Source organism: Nocardiopsis sp. M1B1 (assembly GCF_052466615.1).
This window is the reverse complement of the sequence record NZ_CP196194.1, coordinates 3,450,050-3,472,483: the sequence shown is the minus strand read 5'-3', so window position 1 is coordinate 3,472,483 and position 22,434 is coordinate 3,450,050. Positions and strand designations below refer to the sequence as shown.

Annotated in this window: 20 protein-coding genes; 7 read left to right on the top strand and 13 right to left on the bottom strand. The window is 72.5% G+C overall.

The window, feature by feature from the left end; translation table 11 throughout:
• Nucleotides 1-199 precede the first annotated feature (199 nt).
• Together ACSTA4_RS15050 and ACSTA4_RS15045 are read right to left on the bottom strand one after the other, a co-directional pair.
• Nucleotides 200-3,238 carry a Tn3 family transposase gene (locus tag ACSTA4_RS15050; protein ID WP_061081151.1) on the bottom strand — a complete coding sequence of 1,013 codons (3,039 nt, stop codon included), beginning with the start codon at nt 3,236-3,238 and terminating at the stop codon, nt 200-202.
• Between the two features lie 109 nt (nt 3,239-3,347).
• Entirely contained in the window at nt 3,348-3,797 is a 450-nt protein-coding gene (locus tag ACSTA4_RS15045) for an SDR family NAD(P)-dependent oxidoreductase (protein WP_444959825.1), read from the bottom strand.
• A gap of 148 nt (nt 3,798-3,945) precedes the next feature.
• Between ACSTA4_RS15045 and ACSTA4_RS15040 the strand changes: the two genes are divergently transcribed.
• The 3 genes from ACSTA4_RS15040 to ACSTA4_RS15030 all read left to right on the top strand — a co-directional run bounded on the left by ACSTA4_RS15040 (nt 3,946) and on the right by ACSTA4_RS15030 (nt 7,641).
• Nucleotides 3,946-4,620, top strand: coding sequence for a TetR family transcriptional regulator (locus tag ACSTA4_RS15040; RefSeq protein ID WP_444959824.1), 675 nt, complete (start codon nt 3,946-3,948; stop codon nt 4,618-4,620).
• Between the two features lie 532 nt (nt 4,621-5,152).
• Complete coding sequence (locus ACSTA4_RS15035) at nt 5,153-5,434, top strand: hypothetical protein (protein WP_248770450.1); 282 nt, start codon at nt 5,153-5,155, stop codon at nt 5,432-5,434.
• Between the two features lie 308 nt (nt 5,435-5,742).
• Entirely contained in the window at nt 5,743-7,641 is a 1,899-nt protein-coding gene (locus ACSTA4_RS15030; RefSeq protein ID WP_444959823.1) for an ABC transporter ATP-binding protein, read from the top strand.
• Between the two features lie 220 nt (nt 7,642-7,861).
• Here ACSTA4_RS15030 and ACSTA4_RS15025 read toward each other — a convergent pair whose 3' ends face one another.
• The 3 genes from ACSTA4_RS15025 to ACSTA4_RS15015 form a co-directional block, all read right to left on the bottom strand.
• Complete coding sequence (locus ACSTA4_RS15025; RefSeq protein ID WP_248770448.1) at nt 7,862-8,416, bottom strand: sugar O-acetyltransferase; 555 nt, start codon at nt 8,414-8,416, stop codon at nt 7,862-7,864.
• 95 nt (nt 8,417-8,511) lie between these two features.
• Nucleotides 8,512-9,702 carry an acyltransferase family protein gene (locus tag ACSTA4_RS15020; protein WP_444959822.1) on the bottom strand — a complete coding sequence of 397 codons (1,191 nt, stop codon included), beginning with the start codon at nt 9,700-9,702 and terminating at the stop codon, nt 8,512-8,514.
• A 10-nt stretch (nt 9,703-9,712) separates the two neighbouring features.
• On the bottom strand, nt 9,713-10,354 hold the full coding sequence (locus ACSTA4_RS15015) for a TetR/AcrR family transcriptional regulator (protein ID WP_444959821.1): 642 nt from the start codon (nt 10,352-10,354) through the stop codon (nt 9,713-9,715).
• 282 nt (nt 10,355-10,636) lie between these two features.
• On the opposite strand from ACSTA4_RS15015, the gene ACSTA4_RS15010 reads away from it, so the two are divergent.
• Nucleotides 10,637-10,855 carry a hypothetical protein gene (locus tag ACSTA4_RS15010; RefSeq protein ID WP_444959820.1) on the top strand — a complete coding sequence of 73 codons (219 nt, stop codon included), beginning with the start codon at nt 10,637-10,639 and terminating at the stop codon, nt 10,853-10,855.
• A 72-nt stretch (nt 10,856-10,927) separates the two neighbouring features.
• Here ACSTA4_RS15010 and ACSTA4_RS15005 read toward each other — a convergent pair whose 3' ends face one another.
• Both ACSTA4_RS15005 and ACSTA4_RS15000 read right to left on the bottom strand, forming a co-directional pair.
• Nucleotides 10,928-11,389: a VOC family protein gene (locus ACSTA4_RS15005; RefSeq protein ID WP_444959819.1), complete on the bottom strand. Its 462-nt coding sequence runs from the start codon at nt 11,387-11,389 to the stop codon at nt 10,928-10,930.
• A complete protein-coding gene (locus ACSTA4_RS15000; RefSeq protein ID WP_444959818.1) occupies nt 11,386-11,979 on the bottom strand; it encodes a DinB family protein in 594 nt (197 codons plus the stop codon). Before ACSTA4_RS15000 ends, ACSTA4_RS15005 begins: the two co-directional genes overlap by 4 nt.
• Before the next feature lie 62 nt (nt 11,980-12,041).
• On the opposite strand from ACSTA4_RS15000, the gene ACSTA4_RS14995 reads away from it, so the two are divergent.
• Entirely contained in the window at nt 12,042-13,055 is a 1,014-nt protein-coding gene (locus ACSTA4_RS14995) for a helix-turn-helix transcriptional regulator (protein ID WP_444959817.1), read from the top strand.
• Between the two features lie 315 nt (nt 13,056-13,370).
• On the opposite strand, the gene ACSTA4_RS14990 is transcribed toward ACSTA4_RS14995, so the two are convergent.
• From ACSTA4_RS14990 to ACSTA4_RS14980, 3 genes are all read right to left on the bottom strand, one after another.
• On the bottom strand, nt 13,371-14,876 hold the full coding sequence (locus ACSTA4_RS14990) for a DUF6297 family protein (protein WP_444959816.1): 1,506 nt from the start codon (nt 14,874-14,876) through the stop codon (nt 13,371-13,373).
• Nucleotides 14,873-15,490, bottom strand: a complete 618-nt coding sequence (ccmA, locus tag ACSTA4_RS14985) for a heme ABC exporter ATP-binding protein CcmA (RefSeq protein ID WP_444959815.1) — start codon at nt 15,488-15,490, stop codon at nt 14,873-14,875. The genes ACSTA4_RS14990 and ccmA overlap by 4 nt, the downstream gene beginning before the upstream one ends.
• Before the next feature lie 344 nt (nt 15,491-15,834).
• On the bottom strand, nt 15,835-18,105 hold the full coding sequence (locus ACSTA4_RS14980) for an ATP-binding cassette domain-containing protein (RefSeq protein ID WP_444959814.1): 2,271 nt from the start codon (nt 18,103-18,105) through the stop codon (nt 15,835-15,837).
• 73 nt (nt 18,106-18,178) lie between these two features.
• Here ACSTA4_RS14980 and ACSTA4_RS14975 point away from each other — a divergent pair, with 73 nt between their 5' ends.
• Nucleotides 18,179-18,979 (top strand): TetR/AcrR family transcriptional regulator, encoded by an 801-nt coding sequence (locus ACSTA4_RS14975; protein WP_444964181.1) that lies wholly within the window; start codon nt 18,179-18,181, stop codon nt 18,977-18,979.
• Nucleotides 18,980-19,033: 54 nt separating this feature from the next.
• On the opposite strand, the gene ACSTA4_RS14970 is transcribed toward ACSTA4_RS14975, so the two are convergent.
• From ACSTA4_RS14970 to ACSTA4_RS14960, 3 genes are all read right to left on the bottom strand, one after another.
• A complete protein-coding gene (locus tag ACSTA4_RS14970) occupies nt 19,034-19,372 on the bottom strand; it encodes a DoxX family protein (RefSeq protein WP_444959813.1) in 339 nt (112 codons plus the stop codon).
• A gap of 150 nt (nt 19,373-19,522) precedes the next feature.
• Nucleotides 19,523-20,263 (bottom strand): class I SAM-dependent methyltransferase, encoded by a 741-nt coding sequence (locus ACSTA4_RS14965; protein ID WP_444959812.1) that lies wholly within the window; start codon nt 20,261-20,263, stop codon nt 19,523-19,525.
• A 31-nt stretch (nt 20,264-20,294) separates the two neighbouring features.
• Nucleotides 20,295-21,380 carry a saccharopine dehydrogenase family protein gene (locus ACSTA4_RS14960; RefSeq protein WP_444959811.1) on the bottom strand — a complete coding sequence of 362 codons (1,086 nt, stop codon included), beginning with the start codon at nt 21,378-21,380 and terminating at the stop codon, nt 20,295-20,297.
• A gap of 72 nt (nt 21,381-21,452) precedes the next feature.
• Here ACSTA4_RS14960 and ACSTA4_RS14955 point away from each other — a divergent pair, with 72 nt between their 5' ends.
• Nucleotides 21,453-22,409 (top strand): GlxA family transcriptional regulator, encoded by a 957-nt coding sequence (locus ACSTA4_RS14955; protein WP_444964062.1) that lies wholly within the window; start codon nt 21,453-21,455, stop codon nt 22,407-22,409.
• Nucleotides 22,410-22,434: the final 25 nt, after the last annotated feature.

The following is a 22,434-nucleotide window of genomic DNA, read 5'->3' as shown; positions in this document are numbered from 1 at the left end:
GTCGGCTCTCCCGGGGAGTAGCGCTCTCAGCCTATCCTCGCTGGGCGCTGCAGCGTCCAGACGGACGACGGCCCCGCCCCTGCGCTCCGGCGACACCGAAGCCGACGCGCCCAAGAAGTGACAGAGGCCGCGCGGGGGCCGCCGACCTGTCGGGCCGCCTCACGACTCGGGGAGCCCTGCATCTTCGGGGTGTGAGTCTTCACCGCGTGCTCTCTTGTGTCTGGTCGGTCTCGTCCAGTTCCAGGTGGGCCTGGGCCGCGCCGGGCGGGGACACATCGAGCACGTAGTCGCCGAAGCGGCGGATGTGCGCGCTCATGTACGGGGCCAGACAGGCCACGTCGGGCCCGTAGACGCGGTGGCCCTCGTTCCTGAGCTGGGTCAGGGCCGCGGTGATGGCCACGGCGTTGTAGAAGATCACGCAGTTGGCCAGCAGTTCGTTGAACTTGACCAGCAGCTCCATGTGGTCGGGGTCGTTGTCGGCCAGGGTGCCGTTGTTGCCGAACCGCAGCCAGGAGGAGAACCCGTGGAAGGCCTCCACCCGGTTGGTGACGGCGGTGATGCCCTCGCGCAGCTCGGGTTCGTTGAGGTAGCGCAGCAGCACGGTGGTGCGCATCGCCCGCCCCAACTCACGGAACGCCCGGTACAGCCGGTTCTTCTTGGACTCGTTGCTCAGGCGGCGCAGCAGCACCGAGCTGGACAGCCGTCCCTCCTTGATGGACAGCACGGTGCGCATCAGGTCGATCCAGTGGGTGCGTATGAGTTTCCAGTTGATGACCGCGTCCTCGCCGAACAGCGCATCGATGTGGCGGTAGCGGGCGTTGGCGCTGGGGCGGTAGAAGACCAGGTCCTTCCAGTTGCGGATACGGGGCAGCAGCTCCACCCCCAGCAAAGCGGCCAGTCCGAAGGCCGGCAGGGACTGGCCCTGGGTGTCGGCGTGGAGCGTCTCGGGCTCCAGGCCGCTCTCCTGGCGCAGCAGTCCCTCGAAGATGTAGACGGCCTCCCACACCCCGCACGGAATGAAGTGGGAGAACAGCGCGATATAGGAATCGGCGATGTGCCGGTAGGCGATCCCCCCGTACCCGCCATACCGCACGCTCGTCTCCGCCAGGAGGTTGTCGTCCCAGGTGTCGATCTGGGTGCCGTCCGCCCCCACCCGTGAGCCATCGCCCCACCAGTAGGTGACGTCCAGGCAGCTGAAGGCGTTGACCACATCGGCGCTGGCCCGGTTCAGCTTGTGCGCGGTGACGTGCTCGCGGGCGGGCCCGGCGATCTCGTGCGGCGAGAGCCCGCCGCGCAGGTGACGCGACATCTGGTGCGGCCCCAGGTTGGTGCCGTAGGTGAAGCCGATGACCGAGTAGCGGCCCAACGGGTCCTTGATCTTGGGGTCCGACCCCGACAAGGGCCCGAAGTGGCGGTACCAGCCGATCCAGTGCGCGGTCCGGGTGACGATGTCCAACAGCCCGACCTCGTCCATGCGCTCGGTGACCGCGGCCTCCAGCGCGAGCGCGGAGGCGGTGCGCTCGCGGCCGCGGCGCCGCTTGAGCGTGGGCACCCCGTCCTCGTCGATCGCCAGGTCGGCGTTGTCAGGGTAGGCGGCGTCCGTGCGCGCGGCGTGCGCGTCCAGCAGGCCCCGGACCATGTCGCACAGCCCGTCGGCCGTGTCGGGGATGCCCGCCTCGGCGCAGTAGGCGGCGATCTTGCCCTGGGCCTCCTCGGCGCTCATGAGCTGGTCCAGGAAGCTGGCGTAGGAGTCGGCCCCCACCACAGCCACGTCCCCCGTGCGCAGCTCCGAGGCCAGGTAGGAGAACACGCACACCTCCAACTGGCGGCGCACGAAAACCCCCGGCCGACCGCGCTCGCGGATCGTCTTGGCCCAGTGCTCGGAGACGAAGGAGGTATCCAACGCCTCGCAGCCCTCCAGATGGTCAGGGACATACTCACCGCGTAGGTGCCGGTTGGCGCGGATGAACGCCACCGCCCGCAGCACCGAGTCATCAGCGCTGGTGGGCTTGAGCTCCAACACCTCCAGCAGCTCGAACAGCGCTGCCCGGTGGGAGCGGTAGAACCCCGCCATCAGGCCCGTGTAGTTGTTGCCGTGGTGGGCGGAGATCTCCTCGTGCTCCTGCGAGACCTTGGCGACGCCGCCGGCGTCGGCGAGCGGTTTGAGCATCAGCTCCCCGGCCCGCTCGCACACCGCCGACTCCGCCCACGCGGCGGCCTCGCCGTGGGCGTGGGCCTCCCGGGCTCCCGAGAGCATACGGCCGAACACGCCCCACAGCCGTTCGGTCTCGGCCCGCTGGCGTTCGCGGATCTCCTGCAGGCGCTCGCGCCCCTTCTTGTGGATCGCCGCCATCCGGCGGCAGAACATGCCCGCGACCTCATCGCGAGCCCGCACCCGGGCCACGTGGACCAGGCTGACCACCAACGCGATCCGCTTGTCATCGTTGAACTTGCGCAGTTGGGAGATATCCAGCACCCGCGCCTCAGCGGCGAAGTGCTCGACCTTGGCCTTGGGAACCTCTTCCAGCCACACCTGGGTCGGCCCGAGCAGGTCCAGGTCGCGCAGGTGCCGCAGGTGCTGCTTGAACCGCGACAGCGACGGGCGGCGCGCGGACTGTTTGAGGTCGTCGGCCGGGGAGGTGCGCCGTCCCGCAGGGACCTGGAGCAGCCCTTCCATCCGGGCGATGTCGTCGTCCCCCATGCGCTTGGTGATGCCGAAGAAGAACTCGTAGTTGACCTCGGCTCGCACCCGCGCGGCCATCTTGTCCAAGACGGTGAACCCGGGCAGCTCGAAGCTGTTGCGCGTCAGCTCCTCCAAGGCGACGTTGATCAGGTCGGCCGGGTTGTCCTTGACCCGCGCCTCGGCGCGCATGGTCTCCTCGGCCAGGACACGTGCGGCCTCGCGGTCGCTGTTGACGCCCTGGCGGTCGCGGACCAGTGCCCGGTGGTGGCGCCGGGTCCGGTCCGAATCGTGGGCACACTCCACATCGGCGGCCAGATCCAGGCGGCTGCGCACATGACCAACTACAGCGTCGGGGACCTCGTCCATGCGGGGGAAGTACCCCAGCCGTTGGAAGGCCTTGAGCTGGACCACCAGCGCGAGCAGGTGCTCATCGGAGCGGGTGGCGCGCTGGGCCCACTCGATCTCCTTTGGTGAGGGGGTGAAGACGTCGTACAGCTCCTGGGGCGGCACGCTCTTCTTGAACCGGGGGTAGGCGGTGCGGTCGATCGACGCCATCGGTCCTGCCTTGACTACGAAGCGGAAGTGGCGCGGACAACCTAGCGCTACTCGGTGCAGCGTGTCCGGGAAGTAGTCAAACCGTCACCATCAGGTTCAAGCCCAGGGCCTATTGCCGATCCGTCACGTATTCCGGTCGCCCCCCCAGTACGGCGGGCCAGACCCGGGCGTCGAAGGCGAAGTGGCCGAGGTGGTTGGTGCCGACCGTCATCTCGAAACCGTCGCGTGTCAGCCGCCGCTCGGGCAGGTTCATCACGCCGGCGTTGTTGAACAGCAGGTCGATCGTCTCGGTCTCGGCGATTCGCGTGGCGGCGTCACGGACGGACGAGAGGTCGGCGAGGTCGAGTACCAGTGTGTCGGTCCGGGCCCCGGGCGCGGCGGCGCGCACGGTCTCGGCGGCCTGGTCCAGTCTGTTCCGGCTGCGTCCCGCCAGGATGACGCGGGCGCCGTGCCGGGCCAGGACGCGAGCGGTCTCCAGTCCGATCCCGCCGCTCCCGCCGGTGATCAGCGCGGTACGGCCGCTCTGGTCGGGGATGTCGTCAGGCGTCCAGTGGTTCATCTGCGTGCCTCTCCGTTGGTCCGTCGTGTGCTGTGCGCGGGTCGTCCGGCGACCGGATACCCGGCCCGGGAGGTCTTTCGCGGCGCGCCCCCAATTTAAGAGACCGGTGGTCTGATGTCAAAAGACCGACGGTTTGTAATATGGGGGCATGGAGAACTTCCAGCGCGCCCGCAGTGAGGAGCAGCGTGAGATCCGGCGCCAGGCGGTACTGGACACCACCGCGGCCATGCTTGAGGAGATGCCCGCCGGTGACGTCAGCCTCAACGAGCTGAGCCGCCGGGTCGGGCTGGCCAAGTCCAACGTGCTGCGCTACTTCGAATCCCGCGAAGCGATCCTGCTGGAGCTGCTGGACCGCGCCTGGCGGCAGTGGATCGCGGACCTGCCCGCCCTCCTCGACGCCGACATCGACCGGGCGGCGCCCGTGGAGCGGCGCACGGAGCAGTTCGCCACCGCCGTCGCCCGCTCCCTCGCCGGGCGCCGGGTCCTGTGCGACCTGCTGAGCTCCCAGGCGGGTGTGCTGGAGCACAACGTCTCCGCCGAGGCGTCCGCCCGCTACAAGCGCGCGGCCGTGGCCAACGTCGCCTCCGTCGCCACGCTGGCCGGCCGCCACCTGCCCGAACTGGGCGAGGACGCCCCGCGCCTGACCGCGGCCATGATCATGGCGATCGGCGCCGTGTGGACGCACGCCCACCCCTCCGAGGCGATGCTCGCCGCCTACCGGGCCGACCCGTCACTCACCGCGTTCAAACTGGACTTCGTCACCGCCCTGCAGGACATGCTGGCCACCCTCACCGCGGGCACCATCGCCCGCGCCTCCTCCTGACCCGTTCCGGGCACACCCTGGTGCCGCCGATCCGGTCGGTTCCGGCCATGCGGACGGCCCGGGCCCCGAACCGCGGCCGAATGGCGCGGGCTGGCATGGTTCGTCGCGGTATCGCCTGATTCTGACCGCCGGTAACTGCTCTTGTCAGTGCGGTCAGGGGCCCTCCAGGGTTCGTTGGAAGACGCCTTTGTCCATTTCCGGCTTACCCTGTGCCCGGCCGCAGCTCGCCGGGTTCGGGCATCGAAGCGCGACTCCTCGTGTCGCCCTGATTGAGTGGACACCATGGACGCCACCCCCCCAGCCGGACCACGATCCAGACGTCGTCGCGCATGCCGAGCGCCTGTTGCGTTTCCTCGGCGGCCCCTCGCAACCACGCCCTCGGATCAAGGGTGACCTGCCCTACGCACCGGCGATGGGCCGTCCGCCCCAGCACGACCCCGCTCCGCCCCGCAAACGGGGTTTCCTCGCACGGATCGCGCACGCTTTGGCCTCCCCGGCCGATCCACCCCCGCCCACGCGCTCGCAAGGAAGAGTGAAGGACCGCGAGAACGTCACCGTGCGCTTGGCGGAGTACCGCGCGGACCCTGCCCAGGAGCGCCAGCTCGAACTGCTGAAAGCCCTCGTGGAAGGCATGGACGCCTACACGGAGATCCATGCGGAGCGCATGCGTGTGGAGCGCGAACAGGCGGAACAGGCGCACCGGGCGGCCCTCGCCACACACAGGGTCGCGGTGGCCAGCATGATCTTCGGCGCGGCGGGCTGGCTCGTGGCCCTGTTCCAACTGCTCCTGCCCCTACTCGGAGTCGGGGGTTGATGGGCAACGGAACAGAATCCGGCGCTTGGCGCGGGTTTTCGTTCGAACGTTCCTCAACCCCCGACCCTTCGGTGAGGTGACAGGGCCGCTGTAGCTATACACCGGTTTCTTGCGTGGCCCGCCCCGCGCAGCGGCCTTCGGGCGGTTGGCGGGTGGTGGGAGGGGAATCTGCGCCGTAGGCGTCCGTTGAGGGTTTCCCACTCCCCCGCGCAGCGGCCTCCGGGCGGTGGTGGGCGGAAGTTTGACCTCAATATTTGTTGAGGTTCTACGGTTCATGGCATCAACTCCGACAGATCCGGTGGACGACCATGAGTATGGAAATGGCCGCGTGGAGCTCGATGTACCACGCCATGCACGCCCGCGAGGACCAGCGCCCCTTCTCCCTGCCCGTCCTGCGCCGGATCGCCTCCTTCGCCCGGCCCCACGCGCGCCAGCTCGCCTGGTTCGTGGCCCTGAGCGTGGTCACCGCCGTCCTGACCGTGGCCTCCCCGCTCCTGGCCGGACGGGTCGTCACCGCCATCACCGAGGGCGGCCCGCTGGAACCCGTGCTGTTCCTGGCCGGGCTCATCGCCGCCGTCGCGGTCCTCGAAGCCGCCCTGGGGCTGGTGGTGCGCTGGCTCTCCTCCCGCGTCGGCGAGGGGCTCATCCTGGACCTGCGCACCACCGTCTACGACCACGTCCAGCGCATGCCGGTCGCCTTCTTCACCCGCACCCGCACCGGCGCCCTGGTCAGCCGCCTCAACAACGACGTCATCGGCGCCCAGCGCGCCTTCAGCGACGTGCTCTCCGGGGTGCTCAGCAACCTGGTCACCCTGGTCCTGGCCCTGGCCGTCATGCTCGCCCTGTCCTGGCAGATCACGCTGCTCGCACTCGTGCTGCTGCCGCTGTTCGTGGTGCCCGCCCGCCGCATGGGCGCGCGTCTGGCCAGGATCGAGCGCGAGCGCACCGTCCACAACGCGGCCATGGGCACCCAGATGACCGAGCGCTTCTCGGCTCCGGGCGCCACCCTGGTCAAGCTCTTCGGCCGCCCCGAGGAGGAGTCGGCCGAGTTCGCCCGCCGCGCCGGACGGGTCCGCGACATCGGCGTGCGCACCGCGATGGTCCAGGAGGTCTTCTTCACCGCCCTGACCCTGGTCTCCGCGCTCGCCCTGGCCCTGGTCTACGGCCTGGGCGGCTTCTACGCCCTGACCGGCCGCCTGGACGCGGGAACCGTGGTGTCCATGGGCATGCTCCTCACCCGCCTGTACGCCCCGCTCACCTCCCTGGCCAGCGCCCGGGTGGAGGTGATGAGCGCGCTGGTCAGCTTCAGCCGGGTCTTCGAGATCCTGGACCTGCGGCCCCTGGTGGAGGAGAGGGAGGAGGCCCGCGAGGTCCCCGCCGGACCGGTGTCGGTGGAGTTCGACGACGTCTCCTTCGCCTACCCCTCCGCGGACAGGGTGTCGCTGGCCTCCCTGGAGGAGGTCGCCGTCCTGGACACCGCCGAGCAGCGCGAGGTCCTGCACGGGGTGTCCTTCCGGATCGAACCCGGGCAGACGGTCGCCCTGGTGGGCTCCTCCGGCGCGGGCAAGTCCACCATCGCCCAGCTGGCCCCGCGCCTGTACGACGTGGACTCGGGCGCCGTGCGCCTGGCGGGGGTGGACGTGCGCGACCTGTCCTTCGCCTCCGTGCGCGCCACCCTGGGCATGGTCACCCAGGACGGACACCTGTTCCACGAGACCGTGCGCGCCAACCTGTCGCTGGCCCGGCCCGGGGCGACGGAGGAGGAGCTGTGGGACGCGCTGCGCCGCGCCCGCCTGGACCAGCTCGTCGCCGCCCTGCCCGACGGACTGGACACGGTGGTCGGCGAGCGCGGGTACCGCTTCTCCGGCGGTGAACGCCAGCGCCTGACCATCGCCCGCCTGCTGGTAGCCGGACCCGAGGTGGTCATCCTCGACGAGGCCACCTCGGCCCTGGACTCCACCTCCGAGGCCGCGGTGCAGGCCGCCCTAGCCGAGGCGCTGGAGGGTCGGACCGCGCTGGTCATCGCCCACCGGCTCTCCACCGTCCGCGCCGCCGACGCCATCCTGGTCGTGGAGGCCGGACGGATCGTGGAGCGCGGCACCCACGCCGAACTGCTGGCCCGCGGCGGCCGCTACGCCGAGCTGTACCGGACCCAGTTCGCCGCCGACGACTCCGCGGCGGTTCCGGCCGGACGCGCGGTGTCCTAGAGGAGTCGCGGGGGAAGGCCCGGACGGAGCCTTCCCCCGTCTTCGGGCGGGCGTCAAGGGGACCGCTTCCGCCGCCACAGACCCCGTCCCCCGGTGGCGCCACACCGGGGGACGGTTCTCCGTGCCCGGCCGGCACGCGGGGGCGTGCCGACCGGGCGGTGCGTACGGCGCCGCCACGGCCCCTGAGGACGGTCGGAATCCTCCCCGGGGCCGGGCCGGGTCAGATGTGGCGCACCACGCGGGCCGGGTTGCCGACGGCCACCACGTTGGCGGGCAGGTCGCGCACGACCACCGCCCCGGCGCCCACCACGGTGTTCTCCCCGATCGTCACACCCGGGCAGACGATGACCCCGCCGCCCAGCCACACGTTGTCGCCGATGGTGATCGGCTCGGCCGCCTCCCACTTGTCGCGCCGCTGCTCGGGGTCCACGGGGTGGGTGGGGGTGAGCAGCTGGACGTTGGGGCCGATCTGCACGTCCGCGCCGATGCTGATCGGGGCCACGTCCAGCATCACCGCGCCGCAGTTGACGAACGTGCGCGCGCCGATGGTGATCATGGAGCCGTAGTCCACCCGCAGCGGGGGCCGGACCCAGGCGTCCTCGCCCAGCTCACCCACCAGGTCGGCCAGGAGCTTTCGGCGGTCCGGGTCGTCCACGGAGGCGTTGTTGAACGCCGCCGCACGCCTCTCCGCCCGGATGAGGTCGGCCTGGAGGTCGGGGTCGTCCGCCTGGTAGAGCTCACCGGCGAGCATGCGTTCCTTCTGGCTGGTCACCACGGTCCCTTCGTGTCGGTCGCGTTCCGACCCTAGCCCGACGCGCGCGGGTCGGGGCCCGTCCCCGGCTTTCGCGGAGACGGGCCCCGACCGCTCCCTCACAGGATCCGCCGGGCTCCGGGAACCGCTCGCACGGCGGTGGCCAGCGCCCAGCAGGCCGGAACCGCGAGCGCTCCCATGCCGAGGAACTTCACGAGCGCGCTGGCCTCCCAACCGCTCAGGGCCACACCCAGCCCCACCAGCACCAGCGGGTGCAGGACGTACACGGCGAAGGCGTTGTCGGACAGCCAGCGCGTGAGGCGGTTGCTCCCGCTGGCGAAGCGCCGGAAGCCCACCAGCAGCGTGAGCACCGCGCCCGTGGCCAGGACCGACTCGGACGTGATCTGCGCCAGCGCCTGCCAGGTGCCCGACGCGGGTGTGATCTCGCCCGACAGGATCGTGACCGCCGCCCCCGCCGCCAGACCCGTCAGGGCCAGGGCCGCGCCCCACCACCCGGCGGCGCCGGGCAGCCGGACCAGCCAGTTGCCCCGGTAGGCCAGCACGCCCAGGACGAACAGGGTGACGTACTGGGGCAGGAAGCCGGGGCTGGGCAGCCCCACGATCGGCCAGTACGGGGCCGGGGCCAGGTAGCGCCAGGCGAAGGTGACCAGGGCCAGGCCCAGGGTGAGGGCCGCGACGGGCGCCGCCCAGCGCAGCGGAGCGGTGTCGGCGGGCCGCGCGGGGGGCTCGACCTCCGCGCCCGCCTGTCGGGCGCGGCGCTCGCGCAGGCTCCGCACGGCCACGTAGGCCAGGGTCATGACCAGCAGGACCTCCACGAACCACATGGGCCCGGGGTCGTAGGTCACGATCAGGAACAGCCAGAACGGCAGCTCGCCGCCCTCGGCCGCGAACATCTCGACGGCGGGCCCGTAGTTGGGGATCACCAGGAACGGGCGGACCAGCAGCACGAACAGCAGGAAGGGCGCACCCAGGCGCACCAGGCGCTCGCGGACCAGCCCCCGCCCGCCCCGGCGGTCGGCCGCTCCCGGCACGAAGTAGCCCGCGAGCAGGAAGAACAGTCCCATGAAGTAGGTCTGGTTGAGGAAGACGAGCAGGTCCAGCAGACCGCCGGAGGGGTCCTGGGCCGGTTCGAGGTAGAACCACACCGGGATGTTGCCGTAGGTGAGCGCGACGTGGTGCAGGACGACCAGCACGGTCAACGCGACCCGCAGGTTGTCGACGTGGTGCAGGCGCCCGCGCGCGGGCGACGCGGGGTCCGGGAGGAGCGGTGGGCTGGCGTGCTGCGTCATGGTGTCCTCGTCAGTCGTTCGGGGGTGGGGGGCGGTCGGCGCGGGTGGCACGCACGAGCAGTTCGCCCAGCTCGCGGGCGTGCGCCATGAGGTCGTGGCCGGGGTGGACGCTCCAGTAGGCGAACATCGCGTCGATCGCCGTCTGCTGGGTCACCGCCATCACCCGCACGTCGAAGTCGCGGAACTCGCCGCTCTCCTGTCCGGACCGGTACAGGCCCTCCAGGGACTCGTAGAGCACGTCGGACTCCGCCGCCCCGTAGCGCGGGGAGCCGTCCGCCTTGCGCGCGTGGGTGAAGATCTGCGCCAGCGTGGCCATGCGCTCGGGGTGGGACAGCGCGTACTCGGCCACGCCGCGCACGTGGGCCCGCAGCATGTCGGCGGCGTCGGTCTGCTCCAGCATCCCGGGGAAGACGGACTCGGCGATCTCGGTGTAGACGTCGGTCACCACCTGGTCCATGAGCTCGTCCTTTCCGGCGAAGTGGTAGGAGATCACGCCCTTGCTGATCCCGGCCGTGCGCGCGATCCGCGCCAGGGAGGCGTTGGGGTAGCCCACCTCGGCGATGGTCTCGACCGCCGCCGCGGTGATCTGCGCCCTGCGGGCCTCCTCGATGAAGGACCGCTTCTGTCCGCCTGGTTCATTTTTTGACCGCATGGCCAGAATCTAGCACGCACGGCCAGGAAGCTATCGGGGATGTCCCTGACCCGACCCCGGGCGGCCACCCACCCGCCCCGGGGCCCGTCCCTGCCTCCTCCTCCGGGGCGTGGACGGCGACGGGCGCACCACTTCGGCGCCGCCCGGCGCGTCACCTGCCAGTGGCGGCCCCGCGGCCTCTCGCGCGGTCGGTGCCCTGGGGAGGGCGGGTAGTTCGGCACAATGGTCCGCGGTGCTGGAACGGGTGCGACCGTCGAGCTGGGAGAGTCAGGAGGGGCGACCGTGAACGTCGCGGACCACTACGCCTACCGAGTCCGCTGGTCGGCCGAGGACGGGTGCCACGTCGGCACCGTCGCTGAGCTGCCGTCCCTGTCCTGGCTCGCTCCCGGACGCGGCGAGGCCTTCGAGGGCATTCGGCGGCTGGCCCTGGAGGTCGTCGAGGGCATGCTCTCCTCGGACGGGGAGGAGCCGCCGGGGACGATCCGTGCGGCGTGCGGATAGCACCGCCGGGACGAACGACGGTGCCCGCGTCCCCCGGGGGAACGCGGGCACCGAGACCACGGCCGGAGGGCCTCAGTCCAGGCAGAACTCGTTGCCCTCGGGGTCGGCCATCACGATGAAACCGGTCTCCATCGGCGGCTCCGGCTCGTGGCGGCGCACCCGCGTCGCGCCCAGCGCGAGGAGCCGCGCGCACTCGGCCTCCAGCGCCGCCATCCGCTCCTCCCCCAGCAGCCCGGGGGCCACGCGGACGTCGAGGTGGAGGCGGTTCTTGACCACCTTGTCCTCCGGCACCCGCTGGAAGAACAGCCGCGGACCGCGCCCCTCGGGGTCCTCGACGGCCGACCTCGTGTTGCGCTGGCCCTCGGGCACGCCCACCTGCTCCAGGAAGGCGTCCCACGCGGCCAGCGGGTCGGCGCCCTCGGGCAGGTCGACGCCGGGCGGCCCGGGGTGGACGTAGCCCAGCACGTCGCGCCAGAAGGAGGACAGCGCCCGGGGGTCGTGCGCGTCGAAGGTGATCTGGACGTCGAGACTCATCGGTTCGCTCCGTTCGCGGCTGCCGCCGTGTGCAGGTAGAGGTCGCGCAGCAGGCAGACCTCGGACAGATGATGGATCAGCTCGCGGTGGATGTGCAGCACCAGGTCCGCCATGGGCGCCTCGGGGTAGGGCTCCTTGTCACCGACCGGGGTCCGCAGCGCGGCCGCGTCGAGGCCGCGCACCCCGGCCAGCCACACGTCGACCTGGGTTTCGAGCTGGTCGAGCGCCTCGGACGCGCTTCCGGCGTACTCCCACGTCTCGTACGAGGCCGCCGGTGCGCCGAAGTGCGACGCGTTGCGCATGGCGAGCACGCCGACGATGACGTGGCCGAGCCGCCAGGCGATCGTGGTGAAGGGCGCGGGGTCGGGCTCCGGGAAGGCGAAGTCGATCGTGAAGTCCCCCGAACCGCCCTGCACGGGCGCCGTCGAGCCGCCGCGCGGCCGCACGCTCCAGGAGCGTGAGTCCGGTACCGGCGACCAGAAGTACTCGTCGTCGGTGAGGCCCTCGAAGTGGGGCCGGATGTGGTGGTTCCAGTGGAACTCCCACTGCTCGCGCAGGGTCTGGTTCCAGTCGAGTTCTGCTGTGCTCATGGGGCAACCCTGGCACCACTGGCGGACAGGATCGGTCCGCTATCTCTGGCAGGGTGGACCGCATGGACACGGCAGGCGGCGACGAACGCGGTACGACGGAACGGGTGCTCACCCTGCTCGGGCTGTTGCAGCGTCGCCGGGTCTGGACCGGTCCCGAACTCGCCGACCGGCTCGGGGTCACGCCGCGCACGGTGCGGCGCGACGTCGACCGCCTGCGCGCGCTCGGCTATCCGGTGCACGCCAGCCAGGGCGTCGGCGGGGGCTACCAGCTCGGCCCGGGCAAGGACCTGCCGCCGCTGCTGCTGGACGACGAGGAGGCGATCGCCACCGTGGTCTCGCTGCTCGCCGGAGCGGGCGGCGCGGACGGTGTGGAAGGCGGCGCGGGCGACGCCGCGCTGCGGGCGCTGACCAAGCTCGACCGGGTACTGCCCACCCGGTTGCGCGACGAGGTGCGCGCGCTCTCCGGTTCGGTGGAGTCCTTCGGCTCGGGCCGCACGCCGGTCGATCCCGAGGTGCTCATGACGCTGGCCCGGGCCTGCCGCGACGAGGTCGAGGCCGGTTTCGACTACCCGTCCGGGAGCGGGGTGCGACGGCGGCGGGTCGAGCCGCGCCGCCTGGTCGCCTCCGAACGGCGCTGGTACCTGCTCGCCTACGACCTGGACCGCGACGACTGGCGCAGCTTCCGCGTGGACCGGATGAGCGCTGTGGTCGCGCGGACCTGGCGTTTCCACCCCCGTGCGGCCCCCGACGCGGCGGCGTACGTGCAGGAGGGCGTGGCCAGCCGGGTCTACCCGCGTCAGGCGCGCTTCCTCGTGCGCGCGTCGACCGAGACGGTGCGCGCGCAGATCCCCGCGTCGGCGGCGGTCGTGCGGGGCCGGGGCGACGGACGCTGCGAGGTGGTCAGCGGCGGCCACGACCTCGACTTCGTGCTCATGCACGTGCTCCTGTTGGGCCACGACTTCGAGGTGCTCGACCCGCCGGAGCTGGCGGGACGCTGTGGTGTGCTGGCGCGAAGACTGCTGTCGGCAGGTGCGGCGGCTCCGACCGGGCCGGACGGCGAGGAACCCGGACCCTGAGCGGTCGCCCGCGAGGGGAACGGCCCGAGCCCCGGCTCCCACGGACCGGCTGCTTCACCACGCGCCCCGGGCGGCGCAGCAGGCCGCGCGTGCCCCGGCCGAGTCGAAAAGGGCCGGAAGCCTGAGCGGGTGCCCACGCTTGCGGCCTCCGTCCCACCCGTGCCTCAGACGGAGCCGAAGGCGTGCCCCCGGCGGGCGGTGGCGACGACGCCCCCAACTCGCGCCTCAGGCCGTGCGTGCCCCGATCCCGCGTCTCTCCCCGCGTCCGGGGGCTGCGCCTCAGCAGGACCCGACCGTCTTCTCCAGTGCGCGTCCCTACCCGCGCCTCGGGGCGGCGCAGTAGGCCGCCAGCACCGCCGCGCCCCACACCGCCTGCGCCGCGAGCAGCGGCCCCGTCACCCCGGCGGCGAACGCCAAAAGCGCGGGCAGGCACCCGAGCACGGCGATGTCGGCGCCGGTCAGCGCCCACACCACCGGCCCCAGCGGCACCGGACCCAGGGGCGTGTCCACGACGGGCATCGTGTGCTCCACGGGTCGGCGCCGGGCCAGCCGCAGCGCTCCCGCGGCCAGCGCCGGAGCGCACAACAGCCCCAGCGGCCACAAGAGCCCTCCGAAGCCCGCGAGGCCCAGTCCGGCCAGCGCGAGGGTCAGCCACAGGCCGCCGAGCAGAGCGGGCAGCACCGCCCGCGCCGCCAGGAGCGCGCGCGGACCGGCGCCCAGCAACCGCGCCAGCGCCGCGTCCCCGGCGTCCCGGCGCGCCCCCGCGGTTCCCGTAGCCGCGACCGCCAGCGCGCCCACGGCGAGGACGACCAGCGCACCCGCCTCCCCGGCGCCCGCCCGCGCGGCCAGCACGGGCAGGACGGTCACCGCCGCTACCAGCGCCAGGAGCCCCGGCCGTCGCGTCAGCCGCCGCCAGTCCAGCCAGGCCACCGCCGCCGCTCCGCGCAGCCGCGACGGCCACGCGCGCGAGCGCAGCACGCGTGAGCGCCAGTGCGCGTCCTCGGCGATCCACGACAGCGAATCCGGGTCCATGACCAGGAGCGCACCCGCCGCGAGTTCCGCCTTGGACGAGGCCTCCAGGACCGCACGGGCCGGGATGCGCGCCAGAGCCCGCCAGGCCCGCCACGCCAGAGCGGCGGCAACCCCGGCCGAAGCGCACGCCACCGCGCCCCACGCCGACACGGGAGCAGACGCGATGCCCACGAGCACCCCGCGCCCCGGGCCAGCGCTCATCACCGTCGCGGCGGCCGCCGCGACGACGAGGGCGACGAGCAGCGCGGACAGCCGGTCGTCCCAGGGCTGCGACGCCTGCGCCAGCACGGCCGTCGCCGCCCCGCCCACCGTCCACGACACGGCCAGGACCACGGACGCCAGCAGCCGGAGCGCCAGCGCGTCGGGGGCGCCGAGCGCGCTCAGCAGCGCCAGACCGAACACCGCACCGACCACGGCGCACACCGCGGCCAGGACCAGCAGCGCGGGTGCCAGCACGCCGCAGCGCGGCAGCGGTGAGAGCACCAGCCACGCCGCGTCCGCCGCCGACACCGCCGTCGGCCCGACCGCGCGCGCCAGCCTCAGGGAGGCCGCCAGCAGCAGCGCGACCAGCGCCAGGCCCGCGCCCGCCCGCACCGGATCGACCGCGCCGGGCACGGCCGCCACCGCGCGGCCGACCACCGGGGACACCGTCACCACCAGCAGCCCCAGGGCCAACAGGATGACGTAGCGGTCGGACCAGCTGCGGTGTCGGCGGTTGCGGGCCCGCACGAACGCCCGGACCTGAGCCGCCCCCGTGCGCGCCGCTCCCGCCCGTGTCGCCCCGTTCACGCGGCGGCCTCCAGGGCGACATGGCGGGCGTCCTCGGCGAACCGCGGGTCGTGCGTCACCATCACCACCGTGCCGCCGTCCTCGGCGTACTCGACGAGCAGCTCCGCGAGCCGTCCCCGGAAGGCGGCGTCGAGCCCGCGTTCGGGTTCGTCCAGCAGCAGCAACCGGCTCGGCCGCAGCAGCGCCATGGCCAGGGACAGCCGCTGACGCTGCCCGGTCGAGAGCGACGACGGGGCCCGGTCCGCGCAGCCGGACAACTCGAACAGCTCCACGGCCGCCGCCACCTCCAGTCGTCCGGGGCCGTGCACGGCCCGCATCAGCTCCAGGTGCTCGCGCACGGTCAGCCCCGGGTACCAGGTGGGCTCGTCGCCGACCAGGGCGACCTCGCGCCAGAACCCGGGTTCGTCCACGGGCGGTCGGCCCAGCACGCTGACCTCGCCCGCGGTCCGCTGGAGCCCCGCGAGGCAGCGCAGCAGGGTGGTCTTGCCGACACCGTTGGCGCCGAGCACCGCGACCACCTCCCCGGGCGCGACCGTGAGGTCGACTCCGCGCAGGACCGGGACGCCGCCCAGTTCCACGTCCACGTCACGGGCCACGATGATCGGTTCGCTCACCGGCTCAGCCTAGGGCTCGGGCGCCGTGCCGGGGCCACCGCGTCCCGACGGCGCCCGGTCGCCGCCCTCGTCGCCGGGCCGTCTGTGGTCCCGGGGTGGGAGCGGCACGGACGCAACCGCGCCGTCCCGCCGGTGCCCGCGTGTTTCCGGACCCGGAGTCAGGTCGGACCGGGGCCGCCTGATCCCGCCGGGGTCACCGAGTCCACCGGACGGGCAGCACGGCCCGTCCGCCCCGGCACTGGCGGTGCCGGGGCGGACACGGGGACAGCGCGCGGCTGTCCCCGCCGCACGTGGGGGCCTTCGGCGCGCGTACCCGCCGCTCAGGCCCTCCCGGGGAACGTCGGTCAGCGCTCCAGGTAGGCCCGCAGGTGGCGGGCGGTGAGGGTGTCGCCCTCCGCCACCAGCCGGGCGGGGCTGCCCTCGAACACGATCCGGCCGCCGTCGTGCCCGGCGCCCGGCCCCAGGTCGATGACGTGGTCGGCGTGCGCCATCACCGCCTGGTGGTGCTCGATCACCACCACCGTGTTGCCGTCGTCCACCAACCGGTCCAGCAGCGCCAGCAGCCGGTCCACGTCGGCCAGGTGCAGGCCGGTGGTCGGCTCGTCCATCACGTACACCGCCCCGTCGCGGGCCATGTTGATGGCCAGCTTCAGGCGCTGGCGCTCACCGCCCGACAGGGTGGTCAGCGGCTGGCCCAGGCCCAGGTAGCCCAGGCCCACGTCGTGCAGCCGGTCCAGGATGGTGCGGGCGTTGCCGCCGGAGAAGAACTCCCGCGCCTCCACCACCGACATCGCCAGCACCTCGCTGATGTCCTTGCCGCGCAGCTTGTGCGTGAGCACCTCGGCCCGGAACCGCTTGCCCTCGCAGTGCTCGCATGGCGAGGAGACCCCGGCCATCATCGCCAGGTCGGTGTAGATGACCCCGGCGCCCTTGCACTCGGGGCAGGCGCCCTCGGAGTTGGCGCTGAACAGCGACGCCTTGACGTTGTTGGCGCGGGCGAAGGCGGTGCGGATCGGGTCCAGCAGCCCGGTGTAGGTGGCCGGGTTGGAGCGCCGCGACCCCTTGATCGCCGACTGGTCGACCACCACCACGCCCTCACGCCCGGGCAGGGCGCCGTGGATGAGCGAGCTCTTGCCCGAGCCCGCCACGCCGGTGACCACCGTGAGCACCCCGGTCGGGACGTCCACGCTGACGTCCTTCAAATTGTGCGAGTTCGCGCCAGTGATGGAGATGTGTCCCCGGGGCGTGCGCACCCGCTCGCGCAGGGTGGCCCGGTGGTCCAGGTGGTCGCCCGTGAGCGTGCCCGAGGCCCGCAGCCCGGCCACGTCACCGGTGTAGGTGACGCGTCCGCCCGAGGGCCCGGCGCCGGGGCCCAGGTCCACCACGTGGTCGGCGATGGCGATCGTCTCGGGCTTGTGCTCGACCACCAGCACCGTGTTGCCCTTGTCGCGCAGGCTCAGCAGCAGGTTGTTCATCCGCTCGATGTCGTGCGGGTGCAGGCCCACGGTCGGCTCGTCGAAGACGTAGGTCACGTCGCTGAGGCTGGAACCCAGATGGCGCACCATCTTGACCCGCTGCGCCTCGCCGCCCGAGAGCGTGCCCGACTCCCGGTCCAGGCTCAGGTAGCCCAGCCCCACCTGCACCAGGGACTCCAGGGTGTGCCCGAGGTTGTCCAGCAGGGGCTTGACCGAGGGCTCGTCCAGGGAGCGCACGAACCCGGCCAGCTCGTCCACCTGCATGGCCGAGCACTCGGTGATGGTGCGTCCGGCGACCTTGACCGCCCGGGCCCGGGCGTTGAGGCGGGCGCCCTCGCACTCGGGGCAGGTGGAGAAGGTCACCGCGCGGTCGGCGAAGGCGCGCACGGCCGTCTGCATCTTCTCGCGGTCCTTGGCCAGGTAGGTGCGCCTGATCTTGGGGACCAGACCCTCGTAGGAGAAGGAGTTGGTGCCGACCTTGACCTTGGTGACGGGCAGGTGCAGCAGGGTGTGCCGCTCCTGGTCGGTGTAGTCGGCCACCTTCTTGTCGGCGTCCAGCAGGCCCGAGTTGACGAAGACCTGCCAGTACCAGCTGCCCACCCCGTAGCCGGGGACGGTGATCGCGCCCTCGTTCAGGGACAGGTCGCGGTCGACGAGTTCGTCCACGTCGATCTGGTTGGTGCGCCCCAGGCCCTCGCACTCACCGCACATGCCCTCGGAGTTGTTGAAGCTGAAGGCGCTGGAGGGTTCCAGTCGCGGGGCGCCGACCCGGCTGAAGACGATCCGCAGCATGGCGGCGGCGTCGGTGGCGGTGCCGACGGTGGAGCGGGAGTTGGCGCCCATCCGCTCCTGGTCGACGATGATCGCCGCACTGAGGTTGCGCAGGCTGTCCACGTCGGGCCGCCCCAGGCTGGGCATGAACGACTGGACGAAGGTCGTGTAGGTCTCGTTGATCAGGCGCTGGGACTCGGCGGCGATCGTTCCGAAGACCAGGGAGGACTTGCCCGAGCCGGACAGGCCGGTGAAGACGCTCAGCCTCCGTTTGGGGATGTCCACCGAGACATCGGCGAGGTTGTTCTCCCGGGCTCCCCGGACCTGGATGGTGTCGTGGGTGTCCGCTGTGGTGGGGTGGGAAGACACACTGCTCCTCAGGAGTCCTTATGGCGTAAGCTGATGGCTGGAGAACGTTAGTTTATAGCGTAAGGAGATGCAAGTGGTGGTCTACGCCGGGCAGGGTGACGCCCGTCGCACCATGGAGCTGCTGTGGCGTTCGCGCGGCGGGGACAGCGCCCGGACGGCTCCCGGCCCCAAGCCCGAACTCAGCGTGGACCTGGTGGTGGAGACCGCCATCGCCCTCGCCGACGCCGAGGGGATGCAGGCGCTGTCCATGCGCGCGGTGGGCCAGCGCCTGGGGCGCACCGCCATGTCGCTCTACACCTACGTGGCCAGCAAGAACGAACTCGTGGAGCTGATGTACGACCACGTCTTCGCCGAACTGGCCGACGCCGCCGAGGCCGACGCCGAACCAGACTGGCGCACGGCTACGACATCCTGGGCCACCCGGCTGTGGGACTTCTACCTGAGCCACCCCTGGACCCTGGAGGTCTCCCAGGCCCGGCCGGTGCTGGGTCCCAACGAGTACCGGCTGTTCGAGTCGCTGGCCGTGGTGCTGCACCGCGCCGGGCTGGGCCCCACGCAGATCCGCAGCGCCTACGGCAACCTGTTCACCCTCGTGCGCGGACCCGTGCAGATCGCCTCGGAGTCGCGCCGCGCCCCGGAGGTCACAGGTGTGGCCGAGGACGCGTGGTGGTACGAGCGCTCCGCGCAGCTGGACCGGGTCGCCCCGGACTTCGGCCAGCGCTTCCCCGTGCTGACCCTGCTGTCGGAGCAGGGGGCGTTCAGCAACGAGAACCAGGACGAGCCCTACCTGGAACAGGAGGCGTGGGAGACCTTCCTGTTCGGGCTCAACGCCCTGCTGGACGGGCTCCAGGCCAGCCTCGGCCCGCGCGGGTGAGCCCGCCGGTCGCCCCGTCGGCCCTCCGGGGACGGGCGACCGGCGCGGCCGAGGTCAGAGAACCACCAGGGAGGCGGCCACCGGCGCCGCGTACACCAGCGGGAAGGGGATGTGCGCGTAGGAGCGCGCCCGGACCACCGTGACCACGGCCCCGGTGAAGTACAGGACCAGGCCGACCCCAGCCAGCACGCCGACGACCGGGACGAACAGGCCCGCCAGCAGGCCCGCAGCCCCCGCGGCCTTGGCCGCGCCGAGCCAGGGCCACCACGAACGGGGGACGCCGTACTCGGTCAGGGGCTGCACGACCCACTGCGCGCGCAGGAAGACCGACCCGGCGGAGAAGGCCGCCAGGGCGGCGCCGAGCAGGGTGAGGACGATGTGGGCGGTGGACATCAGCGACGCTCCTCGTCGGGAGGGCCCCGGCCGGGCAGGCCGGGTGCCTTCGGGCTTGTCACCCCCTCGACCCCGCCCGGCGCGCGGGTGTGACAGCTCCGCGGCAGAAGCTTTCCGGGATTCCCGGCACGGACGTCACTCGGCCGCCGATCACCGTGGCCGGGCGAAGGTGATGATCTCCGCGCTCGCGTCGGTCAGCGGGCTCCGGTCCCAGTAGCCGTACTGCGCGCTCACGTCGAATCCGGCCTCGTTCAGGAAGCCGTTCAGGGCGTCGGCGTCCAGGAAGCGCAGCGTGCTGCGGCTGCTCTTGGGCCGGTCCCACCCCTCGACGCCGTAGTCGGAGGTGAAGGTGACCAGGTCGCCCTCCACGCTCTCCAGCCAGTGGACACAGGTGGCCTTACGCCCGCCGGGGCCGTCCACGGTGCGCACCCGTTCGGGGGTCCACGCCTCCCAGCCCCGCGCGGCCGGGTTGCGGGTCTCGAACACGAACCGCCCGTCGGCGGTCAGGGCGCGGCGCACCGCCGCCAGGAACTCCCGCAACTCGTCGTCGGTGAGAAACACCTGGAAGGCGTGGCCGGTCATGACGACCAGGTCGAACTCGCCCTCGAAGGAACGTGTGCGCAGGTCACCCAGGGTCCACTCGACGTCGTCGCGGTCGCGCCGCCCGACCTCCAGCATCGCCTCGGCCGGGTCCAGGCCGACCAGGCGGCCGGTGTGGCCGAGCCCGCGCGCCACCCGCTGGAGCTTGCCCGTCCCGCAGCCCACGTCCAGGACGCGGCGGGCGTCCATGACCAGGTCGAGGTAGAAGTCGTCCTGGGGTGAGGACCGCCAGAAGTTGAAGTAGTCGTAGAGCTCGGCCAGGTCCGGCTGGGAGAAGTGTCGGTCGACCATCGGCCCATTGTGGCCGACCGCTCCCCCGCCGTCACCGGGTTTTCGGCGCCCGCTCAGGCTCCCGCCGCGCGTCCCCGGGCAGCTCCACCGTCAGCGCCCCGGGGGACAGCGCAGCCAGGAAGTCCGCGGCGTCGAACGCCTGCCCGGGGGCGAGGGCCCCGGTGGCGCGGACACGGCCGTCCAGCACACGCGTCACCGCCTCCGCCACCAGAGGCGCGGTCACCGCGTAGATGTCCCGGCCGCTGGCAACGGCCCGGTGCTCGACCCCGTCGGCCAGGACCCGCACGTCCACCGCGAACCTCTGGGCGGACCTCCCGCTCCCGTCGACGGCCTCGGGCCCGGAGGTGGACGGATCGCGCAACTCGGCCAGGGGAGCCTCGCTCAGATAGGAGTCGATCCGCTCCGCGCCCAGGTGACGGTGCATCGTGACGACCTCCGAGAACGGGAGTCGCACGACCTTCTGCCGCCCCAGGGGAACGGGGAAGTCCCAGACGCGCGGCGGCGCGGACTCGCCGACCGGCACCAGCTTCCCGCCGGCGACCACCAGACGGGGAGCGGTGTTGCGCCTCCCGGTGATCCTCGTCCCCTCGGTGGGCCACCACCGGTCCAGCCCCATGGCGACCGTCACCGCCTCCACCCCGCCCCCTCGTCCGCCGACCACGGCGGAGGCCAACAGGTCGGCGAGGCCCCCGTAGAAGGCCATCGCGGGCAGGACCACCACACCCGCCGTGGCGGCGTCCTCGCCGTGCGCGCGGTAGGTGGCCCGCACCGAGGGCTGTTCGGCGGTCACGTCCAGGTAGTGGGCTCCGGCCCGGACCGCGGCGGCCGCCAACGGCCCCGCGGTGTCCAGGAACGGCCCGGCGCAGTTGACCACCGCCGCCACGCCCCTGACCGCCTCCTCCAGCGCCGCCGGGTTCCCGACGTCGGCCGGGCGCACCTCCAGGCCGGGGTAACCGCGGCCCACAGCGGCGAGGGCGTGCGTGTTCCTCCCCGACAGCACCGGCTCCAGACCACGGCGCACCAGTTCGGCGACCACGAACCGCCCGGTGTGACCGTAGGCGCCGTAGACCAGTACACGTCCGCGCGCACGCGGACCCGTCAACGAGTTTCGCTCCATGACGGCCATCCTCGTCCTGCGGACCTGCACCGGACCAGTGTCCGATCCGACGCCCTGCGTACAATTCGCGACATGCACACGGTCGCGATCGCCGTACACGAACACACGATGCCCTACGAGCTCGCGATCGCCGCGGAGGTCTTCGGAGCCGACCGCTCCGACCTGTCCCCCGGCGGCGACTGGTACCGCCTGACCGCGCACACCGCCGACGGCGCGGCCTCTCCCCTCCTGCCGGGAGTCCCCGCGCACCGGTTCGAGGGCCTGCCCGGAGCCGACACCGTGATCGTGCCCGCCTCCCACGTCCCCGAGGCCCGTCCCGAGCCCGCGTTCCTGACGGCCCTGCACGAGGCCCACCGCACCGGAAGCCGGATCGCGTCCCTGTGCACCGGTGCCTTCGTGCTCGCCGCCGCCGGTCTGCTCGACGGCCGGGCCGCCACCACGCACTGGATGCACGCCGACGCGCTGGCCCGGCGTCACCCGCTCGTCGACGTGCGCGCCGACGTTCTCTACACCGACGCCGGGCAGGTCCTCACCTCGGCGGGGAAGACCGCGGCGCTGGACCTGTGCCTGCACCTGGTGCGCGGCGACCACGGAGCCGCGGCGGCCAGTGGTCTCGCCCGCAGACTCGTCGCACCGGCCCACCGCCCGGGCGGGCAGGCCCAGTTCATCGCCCCACCGGCCACCCCCCGCGCTCCCGACAGCCTGGGAGAGGCCCTGGAGTGGGCCCGCGCCCGCCTCGACCGGCCCCTGACCGTCGAGGACCTGGCCCGGCGGGCCGGTCTGAGCTCCCGCCAGCTCGTCCGGCGCGTGCGAGCCGAAACCGGGACGACCCCGCTCGTGTGGCTGCACCGCCAGCGCGTCCACCTGGCCCAGGAACTCCTGGAGAGCACCGACGCCACCGTCGAGCAGATCGCCGCCCGCTGCGGCATGGGCACCGCCACCACGCTGCGGCGCCACTTCCACCGGACCCTCGGCGTGAGCCCGCTCGCCTACCGCTCCGCCTTCCGCGCGTCACGGACACCCCGGTAGACCGCTGCCGACCCGGTGATCGGCG

Bases quoted from the DNA above. Each gene is read 5' to 3' on its own strand.
- ACSTA4_RS14960 (WP_444959811.1), bottom strand. From the start codon at position 21,380: ATGGAGCGAAACTCGTTGACGGGTCCGCGTGCGCGCGGACGTGTACTG.
- ACSTA4_RS14995 (WP_444959817.1), top strand. From the start codon at position 12,042: ATGGACACGGCAGGCGGCGACGAACGCGGTACGACGGAACGGGTGCTC.
- ACSTA4_RS15040 (WP_444959824.1), top strand. From the start codon at position 3,946: ATGGAGAACTTCCAGCGCGCCCGCAGTGAGGAGCAGCGTGAGATCCGG.
- ACSTA4_RS15050 (WP_061081151.1), bottom strand. From the start codon at position 3,238: ATGGCGTCGATCGACCGCACCGCCTACCCCCGGTTCAAGAAGAGCGTG.
- ACSTA4_RS15045 (WP_444959825.1), bottom strand. From the start codon at position 3,797: ATGAACCACTGGACGCCTGACGACATCCCCGACCAGAGCGGCCGTACC.
- ACSTA4_RS14970 (WP_444959813.1), bottom strand. From the start codon at position 19,372: ATGTCCACCGCCCACATCGTCCTCACCCTGCTCGGCGCCGCCCTGGCG.
- ACSTA4_RS15015 (WP_444959821.1), bottom strand. From the start codon at position 10,354: ATGCGGTCAAAAAATGAACCAGGCGGACAGAAGCGGTCCTTCATCGAG.
- ACSTA4_RS15000 (WP_444959818.1), bottom strand. From the start codon at position 11,979: ATGAGCACAGCAGAACTCGACTGGAACCAGACCCTGCGCGAGCAGTGG.
- ACSTA4_RS14955 (WP_444964062.1), top strand. From the start codon at position 21,453: ATGCACACGGTCGCGATCGCCGTACACGAACACACGATGCCCTACGAG.
- ACSTA4_RS15030 (WP_444959823.1), top strand. From the start codon at position 5,743: ATGAGTATGGAAATGGCCGCGTGGAGCTCGATGTACCACGCCATGCAC.
- ACSTA4_RS15005 (WP_444959819.1), bottom strand. From the start codon at position 11,389: ATGAGTCTCGACGTCCAGATCACCTTCGACGCGCACGACCCCCGGGCG.
- ACSTA4_RS14965 (WP_444959812.1), bottom strand. From the start codon at position 20,263: ATGGTCGACCGACACTTCTCCCAGCCGGACCTGGCCGAGCTCTACGAC.
- ACSTA4_RS15020 (WP_444959822.1), bottom strand. From the start codon at position 9,702: ATGACGCAGCACGCCAGCCCACCGCTCCTCCCGGACCCCGCGTCGCCC.